Source organism: Nostoc sp. (genome assembly GCF_036916655.1).
GTDB lineage: Bacteria > Cyanobacteriota > Cyanobacteriia > Cyanobacteriales > Nostocaceae > Nostoc.
Genome location: NZ_JBALFY010000101.1, coordinates 1 through 14224, shown reverse-complemented (window position 1 = coordinate 14224; position 14224 = coordinate 1). Strand labels below are relative to the sequence as shown.

General features: G+C 42.7%; 9 protein-coding genes. 4 read left to right on the top strand and 5 right to left on the bottom strand.

What is annotated here, in order from left to right; genetic code table 11:
• Positions 1–299 precede the first annotated feature (299 nt).
• The 3 genes from V7L31_RS27370 to V7L31_RS27360 form a co-directional block, all read right to left on the bottom strand.
• Positions 300–950, bottom strand: a complete 651-nt coding sequence (locus tag V7L31_RS27370) for a Uma2 family endonuclease (protein ID WP_334699162.1) — start codon at positions 948–950, stop codon at positions 300–302.
• 17 nt (positions 951–967) lie between these two features.
• Positions 968–3406, bottom strand: coding sequence for an endonuclease MutS2 (locus tag V7L31_RS27365; RefSeq protein ID WP_334699161.1), 2439 nt, complete (start codon positions 3404–3406; stop codon positions 968–970).
• Positions 3407–3679: 273 nt separating this feature from the next.
• On the bottom strand, positions 3680–3976 hold the full coding sequence (locus tag V7L31_RS27360; RefSeq protein WP_334699160.1) for a DUF2288 domain-containing protein: 297 nt from the start codon (positions 3974–3976) through the stop codon (positions 3680–3682).
• An 823-nt stretch (positions 3977–4799) separates the two neighbouring features.
• Here V7L31_RS27360 and V7L31_RS27355 point away from each other — a divergent pair.
• The 3 genes from V7L31_RS27355 (at position 4800) to V7L31_RS27345 (ending at position 7858) form a co-directional block, all read left to right on the top strand.
• Positions 4800–5084: an HU family DNA-binding protein gene (locus V7L31_RS27355; RefSeq protein ID WP_010998076.1), complete on the top strand. Its 285-nt coding sequence runs from the start codon at positions 4800–4802 to the stop codon at positions 5082–5084.
• 26 nt (positions 5085–5110) lie between these two features.
• On the top strand, positions 5111–6238 hold the full coding sequence (gene cobD / locus V7L31_RS27350) for a threonine-phosphate decarboxylase CobD (RefSeq protein WP_334699159.1): 1128 nt from the start codon (positions 5111–5113) through the stop codon (positions 6236–6238).
• A gap of 165 nt (positions 6239–6403) precedes the next feature.
• Positions 6404–7858 carry a dihydrolipoyl dehydrogenase family protein gene (locus tag V7L31_RS27345; protein WP_334699158.1) on the top strand — a complete coding sequence of 485 codons (1455 nt, stop codon included), beginning with the start codon at positions 6404–6406 and terminating at the stop codon, positions 7856–7858.
• Positions 7859–8288: 430 nt separating this feature from the next.
• Here V7L31_RS27345 and V7L31_RS27340 read toward each other — a convergent pair whose 3' ends face one another.
• Together V7L31_RS27340 and V7L31_RS27335 are read right to left on the bottom strand one after the other, a co-directional pair.
• Complete coding sequence (locus V7L31_RS27340; protein WP_334699157.1) at positions 8289–8996, bottom strand: diacylglycerol/polyprenol kinase family protein; 708 nt, start codon at positions 8994–8996, stop codon at positions 8289–8291.
• Positions 8997–9024: 28 nt separating this feature from the next.
• A complete protein-coding gene (locus tag V7L31_RS27335) occupies positions 9025–10797 on the bottom strand; it encodes a DUF3685 domain-containing protein (protein ID WP_334699156.1) in 1773 nt (590 codons plus the stop codon).
• Between the two features lie 141 nt (positions 10798–10938).
• On the opposite strand from V7L31_RS27335, the gene V7L31_RS27330 reads away from it, so the two are divergent.
• Positions 10939–13941, top strand: coding sequence for a pentapeptide repeat-containing protein (locus V7L31_RS27330; RefSeq protein WP_334699155.1), 3003 nt, complete (start codon positions 10939–10941; stop codon positions 13939–13941).
• The last annotated feature ends 283 nt before the right edge of the window (positions 13942–14224 follow it).

The window sequence follows — 14224 nt, the reverse complement described above, 5'->3', positions numbered from 1 at the left end:
AGAAATATTATTGTTTCAGCAATACATTAATTAAGGTTTTTTGTCAATATGTCACAAGTTTGAATTATAAATTACATTGGCAAACTTAAAAATTTGATCGAGTCAGCATTTAGAAAATGTTGGATAATTGTTTTTCAACTTAATTTATATTACGGAGCTAATCGCAAACTACGCGCAGATTCATAACTAATTTATCAAGTTGATGGGTGAAGATAATAGTTGAGATATTCACCAAAATCTATGGTTCAATACGGATATTAGGCACAAACTTTTTGAGGAGTAATTTTTGACAATTTAAACTAAATTAGGTTACTCATTTGCTGTCTTATCCAAGCACGAAATGCTTTCATTGTCGCATTTCTGCCATTGATTTTACTCAGCATCAAATATTCGGGAATCACTTGGCAAATGGGGAGATTAGGGAAAATAGAACTGATATCTGATTCTACATATTGACCATTGAACAGCACGTTTATTTGCAATTTATTTCCATTCCATCGCCACAGTTCCGGTACTTTTAAAGCTTGATAATTATTGAAACGAGTCCGGGAGGTAATATCAATTTCAAGAGCCAAATCTGGAGGTGGGTCGATTTCTAAATTGATTCTATCTTTGCCCCTAATTCTAGCTTCATTTTGGATATAGAAACAATCATCGGGTTCTATCCCAGCGTCCATACTTTCTTTATCAAAAGTTGTAGAACCCAAACTCCAAAATTCCAGATTGAGTTCTTCTAATAAAACTTTTACCAAGTCTCCAATAATAACTTTAGCTCCTTCATGCTCTGGCAATGGAGCCATTATTTCCAGCACCCCTTGACTGTAAGCTATGCGCGAACTGCGATTGTCTCCCAATTCTGCTAAAATGCATTTGTATGCCGACCAGGAGACATCTTTAATCAACAACTGATGACCGGCTTTAACGATTAGTTGATTGAGTTCAAGTAACATCGCAAATTTCCTGCTCTTTATTTGATGTGAGCAACAGTAACACCGGTGCCGCCATCTGCTTGTTCTGCTGGTTCGTAGTTGTTCACTCTGGAATGCTGTTGCAAAAAGGCGTGGACACCTTGCCGTAGTTTACCAGTGCCGTACCCGTGAATAATCCAGACTGGGCCTGTAGCTTCCGAGATGGCTTTATCTAAAATGTATTCGGCATCAGCTACCCGTTTACCACGCAAATCGATGGTATTTTGAGAAGTCCGAATTTCTGGGACACTTTGCGGTGGCGGGGTTACTGCTGCTGGGGCTGGTTTGGGTTTGACGACTGGTTCGGCTTTTTGGCCATCTAAAGATTCTATATCTTCCAACTTCACAGCCATTTTCATTAGCCCAAAGCGAACGCTTAACTGGCCATCTTCATCAGGGGCGGTGATTACATCGGCTACCTGTCCCAATTTGGGAACACGGATGCGATCGCCTACTTTCGGCATAAACCCAAGTTTTGGTTTTGCTGGCGTTGCTGGCTGATATTGCTGGCCAATTTGATTCAAAGCGTTGGTGGCTTGCTGCGCCTCTTGGGCTGTGGGCGTACCTTTCTGCAAACGGCGAATCACTTGGGCAATTTCACCTTTTGCTTGAGCGATCGCTTGTTGCACTGCTACTTCTTGTGAAGCCCGCAAACTGCTTTCCCTCTCCTCCAAACTTGCGGCTTTTGCGGATACTTCTTTGTATAAACGTTCCGCTTGCTGCAACAACACTTGGGCTTCGGCAGCTTTGGTTTCCTGGCGGCGGCGTTGCGCTTCTAAGCCAGCAATCACCTGGTTAACTTCATCTGTGGCCTCTCCTACTTGGGTTTTTGCCTGTTGTACTACTTCCGGTTTTAATCCCAAGCGTAGGGCAATAGTTAAGGCATTAGAACGTCCGGGGATGCCCCACAGCAGACGATAAGTCGGCGAGAGAGTACTTTCGTCAAATTCTACAGAGGCATTTTCAAAGCGATCGTCTTCGTATTTTAGGGCTTTCAGTTCGCCGAAGTGAGTGGTGGCAATAGTTAGCTGGGCATGGTTAGCGAGATATTGCAACAAGGCGATCGCTAAGGCACTACCTTCTACTGGATCGGTTCCTGCACCGACTTCATCAAGTAATACTAGGGATTGGGGATTGGGGATTAGGGATTGGGGATTAGGAATTTCTTTTTCCCCAGTCCCCAGTCCCAAGTCCCCATTCCCCAATGCTTCTAAAATCCGACTAATTCGGCGGATGTGTCCAGAGAATGTGGATAAACTTTGCTGTAAGGATTGTTCATCACCAATATCTGCCAGCACTTGATCAAACCAAGGGATTTCTACTGGTTCGCGGGCGGGGACAAATAAACCCACTTTCGCCATCAATGCTGCTAATCCCAAGGTTTTTAAGCTTACAGTTTTACCGCCAGTATTTGGCCCGGTAATTGTCACTACCCGAATTTGCGGACTAATTAACAAATCTACAGGAACTACTGGTTGCCCTTGTTCGTGCTGTTGTTGCCACACTAACAGAGGATGTCGTAAGTTCCGCAAGGTAATGATTTCCTTGTCTTCCCGCTGGATAAATCGCGGGGGATTCGCCCCTAGCCAGAAACTATATCGCGATCTCGCGGTTGCCAAATCTAAGGTGGTGGCGATCGCTAACAATCTCTCTAAATCTGATTTGACTGCGGCGACTTGTTCTGTCAAAATGCGGCGAATGGTTTCTTCTTCGGCTTGTTCTCTTCTGATGATTTGCCGTAATTGGTTGCCTAGAGGTACTACTGAATTCGGTTCTACGTACAGCGTTGCACCACTAGTAGAGGTATCGTGAACAATACCGGGGATGGCATCTTTTTGGGGTGCTTTTACAGGGATGACAAAGCGATCGCTGCGTTGCGTAATTAGCTGTTCTTGAACGGCGCCAGATTTTGCCTGTAAGATATTTTGCAGTTTTTGAGTAATTTGGCTGCGTAATCGCCGTAAGTCTGTGCGAATTTCTCCCAGTTTTTGACTCGCGCGATCAGTTACCTGGGCCCGTTCATCAATACAGCGATGAATTTCCTGTTCTAGTTCGGGATAAGTCCGCAAATCGGCAACTAAATCAGTCAGTATCGGTAAATCTTCCTGATTGTCAATGACACGGCGTAAATTTCTCGCACCAGCGAGGGTAGTGGCGATCGCTAACAGTTCATCCCCTATCAACGTTCCACTGCGTTCTGCACGTTCTAAGGAATCGCCAATATCTTGAATTCCTTCAAATGACAGCCCCGCAGCCAGGCGATTTTCCAGTCGGTAGACTTCTTTGGTTTGCTCTAACAACTGTTCGCTTTGGATCTGAGAATCGGGTATTTTCAGATTACGCGCAGCTGTCGCCCCTAGCTTAGTTGCCGCAAAGGTGGCAAGGTGCTGGCAGAGGCGATGCCATTCTAATAGTTCTAAGGTTTCAGATTGGATCAAGGTTTCAATATCTAATCTGAAATTATCGTAACAATTATAGTTCCTAGATGGATAAATTTTAAAGAAGAAAATTTTGCTTTAGTCTGATGCCTGATTTGGGCTGCGGCAACGCCTTAAGCTAATCCACACTGCAAAACCTTACCATAGACTTTCCACAAAATTCAGTTATTTTGCTCTCTGCTTACCTGGATTTTCATCTGCTAATGCAATTGAGTTTTGTAGCAGGTTCTAAAACCCTGCTACAAAATTTGCTGCCAAATCTACAGAAGTTATTTAAGCCGCAGCTATTTCTTGTGCCAAAACGTAAGGCTGGACGATGAGAGTATTAAATCGCTTACTACGCTCAAGATTCCATTCTCCCACCTGTACTGTCGTGGGTTTGGTAATCAATAGCTCATCAATCCACTGTTGCACTGATGGAATATTATCACTGGCGATCGCTACTCCAACATCCACCAAGTTTAACTCAGGTGCCACCAAAATTACTGCATCTCGTTGTACATGAGGAATTAGCCACTCCCACTCTGCCTCATCCAAAATTTCTGTTAATTCCGCTCTTAAATCCGACATTATTTCCCAATTTTTCTTTTCTAAGATATTATTCTACAAATGTTACAAATCGTAATCTGATTCTTACGGCTATATTTCCAGATTCTTTAAAACGTCTGCCACATAGAGCAATACAGAAATTTATCCGTTGAGGCAGGGAGGGCAGGGGATGTAGGGGGGAAAATAGAAACCTGACTTTTCTACGGCATCTGGAAAACCTCTCTCTAAATCTCTCTCCTAGAAGGAGAGAGACTTTGAATTTTCCCCCTTCCCGCATCGGGAAGGGGATTAGGGGGTTAGGTTTTTGGTGAACTTTTCTACATAACGTGAAAAGTCAGAAATACAAACTGGCGTTGAGTTTTGCCTCCCCTGCTTCCCCTGCCTCCCTTGCTTCCCCTGTCTCTTCTGCCTCCCCTGCCTCCCATGCTTATCCGAACAGTATTGGAGTTGGAGTTCCTTAATCTCAGCAATAACTCTTTAACATCGGTAATTAATCCCAACAAACGCTAACCATCTCCCACCTCGCTACTTCCCCGTTTTCTTGGAAATAGCGGTTTTTAATAGGTATTTTTTCCTACTTTTGGGGTAGTTTTTAGGGAAACAAGTACCCTAAAATTACAAAACATCCTGAAATCTATATAAATTAATGCTTTCATCTATCCACATCAGGCTACAACACCTTAGAATGATTCATTGAAAAGTCGAGCCGATGGGATGTACAGCCGTTTTGAGTAAAAATACTCCCAAAGGATGATTTTTGTATTTCTGCGAACAAGTTTTTCAGTACAAGATGTATTGATTTGCATCCGTACTGAAATCTCAAGTAAACCTTCAGGAGTTTGACATGAACAAAGGTGAATTAGTTGATGCCGTAGCTGAAAAAGCTAGTGTTACCAAGAAACAAGCGGATGCAGTCTTAACTGCCGCTTTGGAAACGATTATTGAAGCGGTTTCCTCTGGTGATAAGGTGACATTGGTGGGATTTGGCTCATTTGAATCACGGGAACGTAAAGCTCGTGAAGGTCGCAACCCGAAAACAAATGAAAAGATGGAAATTCCCGCTACGAGAGTTCCTGCTTTCTCCGCAGGAAAACTGTTTAGAGAAAAGGTAGCACCCCCAAAAGCATAGGTTCTGTCTTCGGGAACCCTTTTTTAATGCGGCAACCTGCACACGGGGGAAATTTAGCCTGGGCAGCAGCACTGGCTGGCTATTCCCCTGATGCTATTCTGGATTTTTCTGCTAGCATCAGCCCGTTGGGGCCTCCAAACAGCGCGATCGCTGCTATACTGTCCCAAATTGGTAATCTTAAGCACTATCCAGACCCAAATTATAGTGAACTGAGACTAGCTCTCAGTCACTTCCATCAATTGCCGCCTGAGTGGATTCTGCCGGGTAACGGCTCCGCAGAATTACTCACTTTAATCGGTAGGGAATTAGCTCAATTAGCCGCGACAATTTTAATAACTCCAGCCTTTGGCGACTACTACCGAACCCTAAAGGCATACGACGCGAAAGTGCTGGAGTGTCCCCTGATTAGTTCTGAGCAACGAGTGCTGAATGCTGAGTTACCAGTTTTACTCAGCACTCAGCACTGGCTTAATGCCCTGCTACCGCTAACAGCAGTAGTTCAACGCCCCACTGCCGCTAACAGCACTCTCTGTGGATTATTGCTGAATAATCCCCACAACCCAACCGGAAAGCTATTTTCGCGGGAGTCGATTTTGCCCTACCTGGAGCAATTTGCTTTGGTTGTGGTGGATGAAGCATTTATGGATTTTGTACCGCCCAATGAGGAACAAAGCCTGATTCCGATGGTACAGGAATATCCAAATTTAGTAATATTGCGATCGCTGACCAAATTTTACAGTCTCCCAGGATTGCGATTAGGATATGCGATCGCACACCCCGATTGTCTAGCAAAATGGCAGCTATGGCGCGATCCTTGGCCTGTAAACACACTAGCGGCAGCGGCGGCAATTGCGGCACTCCAAGATACAGAGTTTCAGCAGCAAACCTGGGCATGGCTACCACCTGCACGAAACCAACTCTTTCAGGGTTTAGCTGAAATCCCAGGATTGCAACCCCAAGCAAGTGCCGCTAACTTTTTACTAGTTGAGTCCCAACAGTCTACTTTGCAGTTGCAGCAAAAATTACTCAAACATCATCAGATTTTAATCCGCGATTGCCTCAGCTTTCAAGAACTAGGCGATCGCTTTTTCCGGGTTGCTGTACGTGAAGAGTCCGATAACCAACGCTTACTAACAGCGCTGAGTAATGAGTAATGAGTAATGAGTAATGAGTTGGGAATCTCACTTCTTTACTTAACACTGGCTCAATGCCCCGCTACCGCTAACAGAACTGTTTTGCCCAATAACTAATGACAAATGACAAATGACAAATGACTAATGACTAATGACTAATGACTAATGACAAATGACTAATGACTAATGACTAATGACTACGATATTGTAATTATTGGCGGCAGTCTTGCTGGATATTACGCTGCCCTTGCTGCAACCCAACTACGTGCTACAGTTGCCCTGGTGGAACCCAAAGTAGATTATGGGTTTACTCATCATTATGCTCTTACGGAAATTGCTAAACTGGCACAGAAGTTAAATAATGCAGCCGGTTTTGGTATTCACGCCACACACACTGATACCTCAGAAAAATGCCATATATCTATGGCATGGCAAGAAGCGATGTTGTATGCTCAATGCGTCGCCTCAAATCTTAAAGAACAGCATTCTCCAGCCATCCTAGCCGCGCAGGGAGTCGATGTCATAGTTGGCAGTGGTCAATTTCAATCTTCCCCGCAACTAGCTTTTGCAGTTAACAATCGCCTATTACGCGCCCGTACCTATTTGCTAGCCACTGGTTCACGTCCAGAAATTCCTGAGATTGAAGGATTGCAAGCCACTGGCTATCGAACCCTGTCTAATATTTGGCAATCCTTACAAGGAGAGACATTACCCAAAAATTGGGTAATTATCGGCGGAATTCCCCAAAGCATTGAAATCGCTCAAACTTTAGCGCGGTTTGGTTGTAGTGTGACGTTAGTAGTCAAGCATCCTTATGTTCTCCCCTATTTAGAGCCTGAGATAGCCATATTGCTTCAGGCACAATTGGAAGTCGAGGGTGTGCGCGTCCTCACCGAAAAACCAGTAACTCAGGTGAAGCTAATTGAGGATAAAAAGTGGATTCAAGCAGGAGATAAGGCCTTTGAAACTGATGAAATTTTAGTGGCGACTGGACAACAGCCAAATCTCGAATCTCTCAATTTGGCAACAGTAGGCGTGAAATGGCATCGGCGTAGCTTAGTGGTGAATGATAAATTACAAACCACTAACCACCGCATTTATGCTTGTGGTGATGTAATTGGTGGTTACGACTTTGCCAATATCGCTAATTATGAAGCCAAAATTGCCCTAAACAATGCCCTCTTTTTCCCCAGGCTACGAGTAAATTATTGCTCCACTCCTTGGGCGATATTTTCTGTGCCGATGTTGGCGCAAGTCGGTTTGACTGAAGCCCAAGCAAAACGCCAATTTGGTAGAGATGAAGTTTTAGTTTTGCGACAGTATTTTAAAACAGTGGTAGCAGCCCAACTTCGGGACGAAACCACTGGTATGTGTAAATTAATTGTGCTACGCAATGGGGAAATTTTGGGAGCTTCGATATTGGGGGAAGAAGCTGGTGAATTAATTAATTTGATTGCCTTGGTAATATCACAAAAAATTAAAGTTAAAGATTTAGCAAACTTATCTCCCGTGTATCCCAGTTTCTCAGTAATTCTGGAACAGACTGCAAAAGAGTGGAGTAAACAAAAGTTAAATAGCAACATTGCTTTGCAAGAGTTTTTAGAAGGCTTCTTCCATTTCCGCCGCAATTGGAATTTATGAATTATTGGGCATTGGGCATAACACTATATCGACTTTAAAATCTCGTTTCGCCTCGTTCCCAGCCTCCAGGCTGGGAATGTATTCTGAGAGGTTCTACCTCTCGTCAAGCCCCTGGAGGCGGAGCCTCGTGATAGCATTCCCAGTCTGAGACTATTGGTGACAACTTCAGCTCAAACTTACTACGTCAATAAGCATTTCTGCCGAAAAATTCGGTTTTCAAGGGACAAAAAACGAACTTTTTCAGTGACGATTAATGCTTTGTTTATCAGCATCACTCCCTAATTACGTATAACAATCAGAAAAAAGTTCACCTTTATACTTCGTTTCTCACAAAACCTCTCATTGACAAATGGATTTTAATCTTAAGTTGTCACTAATGGTCTCAGACTGGGAACGAGGTGAAGCCCCTGGAGGCGAATTACAAATTATTTTAAAATGCCTGCATTATCCACACTACTCCGGCTGCTACTAGAGGCACGCTGAGGTTATCTGTACCGTGTGGTGAGACTGCCTCTACTAGGGTGGCGAAAGTAGCAGTTACCACTGCCGTCAATAAGGCCCATCCTAAACCTAAAGGCGTTGCTAGGGGACTCAGAGATGAACCGGGTAGCAACAACAGCACCAAGAAAATCACCACTGTACTTGCTACAAACATTGCTGCCGAACCTTCCCAGGAACGCACAGAATTTCCCACTTGGTATTTATGCTGTCCGAAGCGTCTACCGATTAATGCTGCTAGCGCATCACCCCAGGTCATTGCCATTATCCCAGCAACAGCGATCGCAACGCTATCTACTGGCCCATCTGGCCGCCACAGTAACCCGAATAACAGCGTCACTGAGATAGCAAAGTAAACTGTACCAGGTGAGCTATCTTCAGTATCCATTGCGCCGATGATTCGGTAGCGGTAAAACAGGTAATTCAGTCCGATAAAGGTAGCAAAAGGTATAATTCCGATTTCCCAGCGATTAAACAGCAGCAGGACACCGAAAACCCACATCCCTGCACCAATATGAATCACTTTGCGAGTCAAATCTGGCTTTACATTAAATAGCCTACGCAGTACCTCGCCAATGACAAGCAAACTGGTGGCGTAAATATAAGAAATTGCTAGTCCGATAAAATCATTATTTGTCATTGGTCATTTGTCATTTGTCATTTGTGCTTCACTTGGGTCGATCGCTATTTCTTCTAAAGTTCTTTTCTACTGACGAAACGCTACCAATACCTTGAAGAATACCACGACCGATTAAACCTAAACCACGACCAACTATTTGAGTGAGAATGAAGACTATACCGCTACCTAAAAAAGATAATAGTGATTTTAGACGCGGTGCGATCGCATCACTAAATTCTAGCAGCAATGTTACTACTAAAGGAATATTAGAAAGTCTTACTAACTCCTGATTTCGAGGAGCATAAACTGAAGTGTTGGCAATACCACGAGGTACTATTACAAATAGATCATAACGGCTTTCAAATACTGCCTTTGGTTCATTTATATAATTTCTTAATCGATATTTCCACGACAAATCATTTCTAAATCTTTCAATTTCTCTTGTGGAAATCAATTGCTGCCCATAAAAATTTTGCTTAATCTCTTCTACATCTGCTAAAGAGTTTAGCAATGGTTGTACTACTCCATTCGCTACCTGAATCAACAAGTTCTCTAAAATCATTAGTGCCTGAGACTTAGACTCAGCACTCACTACTGAATATGAGGTGTTATCAATATTCAATTCTGTTTGAAATATCAGATAAGAATACAACTCACAAATTAGCGGAATTTTATTGAGAATATCTCTTTGCACAACCTCTGTACTCTGTAGCAGTAAGTTAACAATTTCTATATTTTGATTCTCTATTTGGATTCGAGAAAATTTCCCGAAAAAATCTGTAACTGCTATTTGCCATAAGTCGCGCATCAAGATATTTTTTACTTCATATAATTGATTTATCTCAATATGAGAAACACGCAGTTCATCCAACTGTTGAGCTAATTTTTGCAAAATTAGATAAAGTAATTCCCGCTTTTTATCTTCACGAAAGATGTCAATTTCTAAAGGTATATCTGTGACATTTTTTAAAGGAAATTGAAGTTTAGTAACGCAAGATGCAAACAAAACAGATTGTAATGTTCCCGGACTAAGCAAAGGTGAGACAGTTTGTCTTTGTTGAATGGCACTACTCAACGAAGGAGTCAAAGGCGGCTCATCAGCAATCGGAATTTCTTCTTGCTTTTCTTGTGATGAAACCAATAACCGATTTAGTAACCAACGCGCTGCTAACAGTTCTCGCCGCCGTCCAGCTAAAATTGCTCGATCTAGTACTGGTAATCCGGGAACTTGTAATTGTGCTGTTACTGCGGCCAGGGTGGATTCAATGTCAGTATTTCCTGACAAACGCAAATTATTTCGGAGTTTAGAAAATGGGAGTGGAGAGTGGGGAGAGATGCGATTAATCGCGTCTCTACTAGGGAGTGGGGAATTAGGAGTTATGATTGCTTCCGCATCGCCAAACCAGTAAGAACCCCCATTTGCAACCTCTTGGATGGCAGCGACTAACTCAGCAAGTGGTGTACCTTTGGAGCAGTAGCCATTTACACCAATAGATTTTGCCGCTAATAGCAGTCCTTGTTCTTGGACAGAACTGATGAGCAAAATTGGGAGGTTGGGATATAAGGCTTTGAGTTGGCGACAGAATTGTAAACCTAGCTGTTGACTGGTGGTAGAGCGACCATTACCGAATTCCAAAACTACCAAATTTAACTGGTTAGGGTCTTTTTGGGCAATTTCTGCTAAAATCTGCAAGGCAACGGTATCAGTTTCTACCGATGCGATCGCTACCAAGTTAGGAATTGCTTCTAGAGCTACCTGTAAACCCAGACGAAAAATTGGGTCTTGGTCGATTAACAATAATTTTATCGGGCGATCGCTCATAATCCACTCAATACATAAGCAGTGTTTTTACCAATCAAAAAACAACTTTGATACAAAACTTTGTCTTTATCATTGTTACCTGTTTTCGCAAAGGGATAAATCGATCATAATTGCCTCATGCAGCCTTGATTATGTAATTAAATGAACCTGAGTATTCGGCACTGGTTGGCAGAACGCCATATCGCAATCAATCAAATCAGAGGGTTTTCAGTGGGGCAACTGGCAGGTATTGCCTACCGTATTGTTCAGGATATGGAAGTCAAAAGCCTTGTACCTTTTGATATCTGTACCTTGGTAGAGGTTTTAGAACTGCCCTTAAATATTGTTTGGGAAGAAATCAGTGTCATTTCCCGGTTGACAGAAAACCTGTTGCGTAGCCTCAGCCAAAAAAAACCATTAAAACGTAACGAAGGGACGTGGCTAGCGTTTCAGATTGCCTATCTCCAGGCTTTGCAAGCAATTTTAGAGCAGGAGTCAAGGCTACAAAGACCGTGGCTAGACCGAGCAAGTATACCTATGCAGCCACACATCCTTATAGAAGATGTGGGTAGACTCATCCTTCAAGATCCGCAACTACAAGGATTGCTGAAAACTCTCACTCCAGGTAAATTGACTGATACTCAAGCTGAACAAGCACTATCTTTGGTTGCAGACTCATTGCTAGTGCAACAAATAAATAGCGCTGTCATCGCTTGGTTAGTTGCCAATGGTGCAGAGGAAACTGAAGCTAAACTTTTAACACAGCGTTTAGTCAACTCACTTCCTGGTGACATACTGGTAGTTGTCACCGAAAATGCTGCACCTTTAGCCCAACTACAAAAATTTTTCCGATTGGGGATTTCATTATCTCCCAGCTTCATCGCCCCAGAAGTTGGTTCTACAGTCGGTGAGAAAATTGATTTGCACCGAGAACATTACCGGGCAAGCTTGATTCAAAACCTCAGTCAGCCTTTGCTGATGGAATCCTTTGCTCTCCAGGATATCTATGTGCCACAAAAAGGCTTACCAATAGAGGAAAATATTTCTGATCAGGAGAAAAAAACTGTTAAACCAGTTGATTTAAAGACATGGGCAGAACAACAGCTAACAGATTTAGAAACGATCGCTGTGATTGAGTCGGAACCTGGTTATGGAAAAACTAGTTTTTGCCAACTTTGGGCGGCACAAGTCGCACAAGAATTATACCCGACTTGGATGCCGATAGTAATTCGGTTACGAGATGTAAAATACGGAAAAACTTTAATCGAAACCTTAAATTCTGCCTTTCCTGTCAATCTTTCAACTTGGTTAGAGCAAGAAAATCTCCCTTGTTTGTTGCTGCTGGATGGTTTGGATGAACTACCCCATTCTGCTCAGGGTATCAGGGCACAAGCGATTTTTCTTCAGCAATTATTGAACTTTCAATCTCAGCATCGACACAAAATTGTGTTGACGAGTCGTTCAACGACTTTACCTGAAATCGTCTCGGAACTACCGCTATTGTTGAAGCGAATTATTATCCAGCCATTGGATGTAGATGAACTCAAACAATGGTTTCAGCAGTGGGCAAAAGTGCAATCATTGTCCATTGCTCAAAATTTATTTACACTGCTAAAACAGTCAGGGGTATTTGCTAGCCAGTCCAAATTAAGAGAATTATCTGTCCTTGTTCGTCAACCTCTAATGCTGCATTTGTTAGGCATTTTGCACCGTGACGGATTGCTAGATGATGAACTATTACAGTTAGCTGCTAATACCCAAAAGTCTTTTCTGTTATGGGAGATTCATCATCGTCTGAGTCGATGGTTATTGGGATATCCGCTAATTGGTGGTATTAAGACGATGCTATTGCGTTCAGGATCGGCTCATATCCACCGCACTCCAGAAGCGATCGCTAATTTACTTGCTGGTCGTCATCCTCAAGATTTACTTGAGCAGATGCACGCGATCGCTCTTAAAATTTTACACTCACAACGTCATCAAATTAATCTAGCTGGTGAATTTAAGACTCTACCAGAGTTTTATTTTAAAATTCGGGATGTAGAAAGCGCAACCCAAAGTAGTTTAATTGAGTTTTCATACATCAAGTTAGGAGAATTTCTTTGTGCAGATGCTATTGCTGCCCAACTTAAATTTCTGACTCAGTACCAAGATGAGGCTTATGGTACGCCAACTTTTGTGCTTGATTCTCCCAGTAGCCTAGCCCAGCATATTTATAATTTACTAGGTTACGGCATACTTAGCCAAGAAATTGAAGAACTGGCGATCGCTGGATTACGTCGCCAGCAAAAACACAAGTTTTCATTTGAAGTTTTATTTCAACGTCTTTTATCTTTCTGGCGTGCTTACTGTCAAGGACGTTGGTTAGATGAAGGGATAGCCCACAACGCCTTAACTAATTTTCACGCACTACAAAACCCTGTGAATGTTGAACAGGTGAATGCTGCTGTAGGACTGAATGTCTTTTTATTGCTTTGTGCTTGCTACCGAGAAACAAAAATTCCTTTTTGGCTTTGTGGGAATCCAGTTAATTTGACAGAATTCAACCCAGAGGTGCTGAGTGTGCTAATTGCAAAGACAACAGTTTTGCATAAAAGTGCTTTCGCAACCCGAATCAAGTCTCTGGCTGGACTCAATTTATCGGGAGCCTCTTTATTACAAGTGACATTGACTGGGGTAAATCTTGAGCAAACAAACTTATCCAATGCCGAGTTAATGGGGGCGAATTTAGCTGGAGCAAATTTGCAACAGGCTAACCTCACAGGCGCGAACCTTACAGGCGCAAACCTTGCAGGCGCAAACTTGCAACAGGCAAATCTTACAGGCGCAAACCTCCAACAGGCGAACCTAAGGGGGACAAATCTTAATTCTGCCAATCTCACCAATGCCTGTTTATTTGATGCAATTCTCACTGATACTGAGAAAAAATTTGCTGCTGATAATGGTGCTTTATTCTCCAAAGAGTCGTTTCAAAAACTGAAACATTTGCGATCGCAGCAGCCTTTCTTAAACACCGTCCAAATCACCTCAAACATTGATGTTAATTGGAAAAATCCCCCTGCGATCGGACAAATTGAAAGCTGCGAAGGCGCAATTTTGCCAGTAGATTTATATGATGATGCCGACGATGAAACAGTTTTTGGCAATAATTCTATTGGGGAATAGGGCATTGAAAAGAGGCAGAGGGGTAGGGTGCAGGGGGCGGAGGGGAAAATTCATCAGAAAAATGGGTCTGAAACCCCGTGCTTCACGCAATGCTTTAAAGTAATAAGTAAGGAGTAATGAGTAATGAGTGGATGAAAAATGGGTATTTACTCATTACTTATTACTCATTACTCATTACTCCTTCTTAACCCTGTTTTGTCACTCTGGCAGTAGTATAATAACGTAAAAACGCTAGAACCAAGATACAGAGCATGGTACAGCCTCGTCCAGCCGCACCAACAGT

Excerpts from the sequence above, each read along its gene's own strand:
- V7L31_RS27360 (WP_334699160.1), bottom strand. The coding sequence starts at position 3,976 with ATGTCGGATTTAAGAGCGGAATTAACAGAAATTTTGGATGAGGCAGAG.
- V7L31_RS27370 (WP_334699162.1), bottom strand. The coding sequence starts at position 950 with ATGTTACTTGAACTCAATCAACTAATCGTTAAAGCCGGTCATCAGTTG.
- V7L31_RS27355 (WP_010998076.1), top strand. The coding sequence starts at position 4,800 with ATGAACAAAGGTGAATTAGTTGATGCCGTAGCTGAAAAAGCTAGTGTT.
- V7L31_RS27330 (WP_334699155.1), top strand. The coding sequence starts at position 10,939 with ATGAACCTGAGTATTCGGCACTGGTTGGCAGAACGCCATATCGCAATC.
- cobD (WP_334699159.1), top strand. The coding sequence starts at position 5,111 with ATGCGGCAACCTGCACACGGGGGAAATTTAGCCTGGGCAGCAGCACTG.
- V7L31_RS27345 (WP_334699158.1), top strand. The coding sequence starts at position 6,404 with ATGACTAATGACTACGATATTGTAATTATTGGCGGCAGTCTTGCTGGA.
- V7L31_RS27335 (WP_334699156.1), bottom strand. The coding sequence starts at position 10,797 with ATGAGCGATCGCCCGATAAAATTATTGTTAATCGACCAAGACCCAATT.
- V7L31_RS27340 (WP_334699157.1), bottom strand. The coding sequence starts at position 8,996 with ATGACAAATAATGATTTTATCGGACTAGCAATTTCTTATATTTACGCC.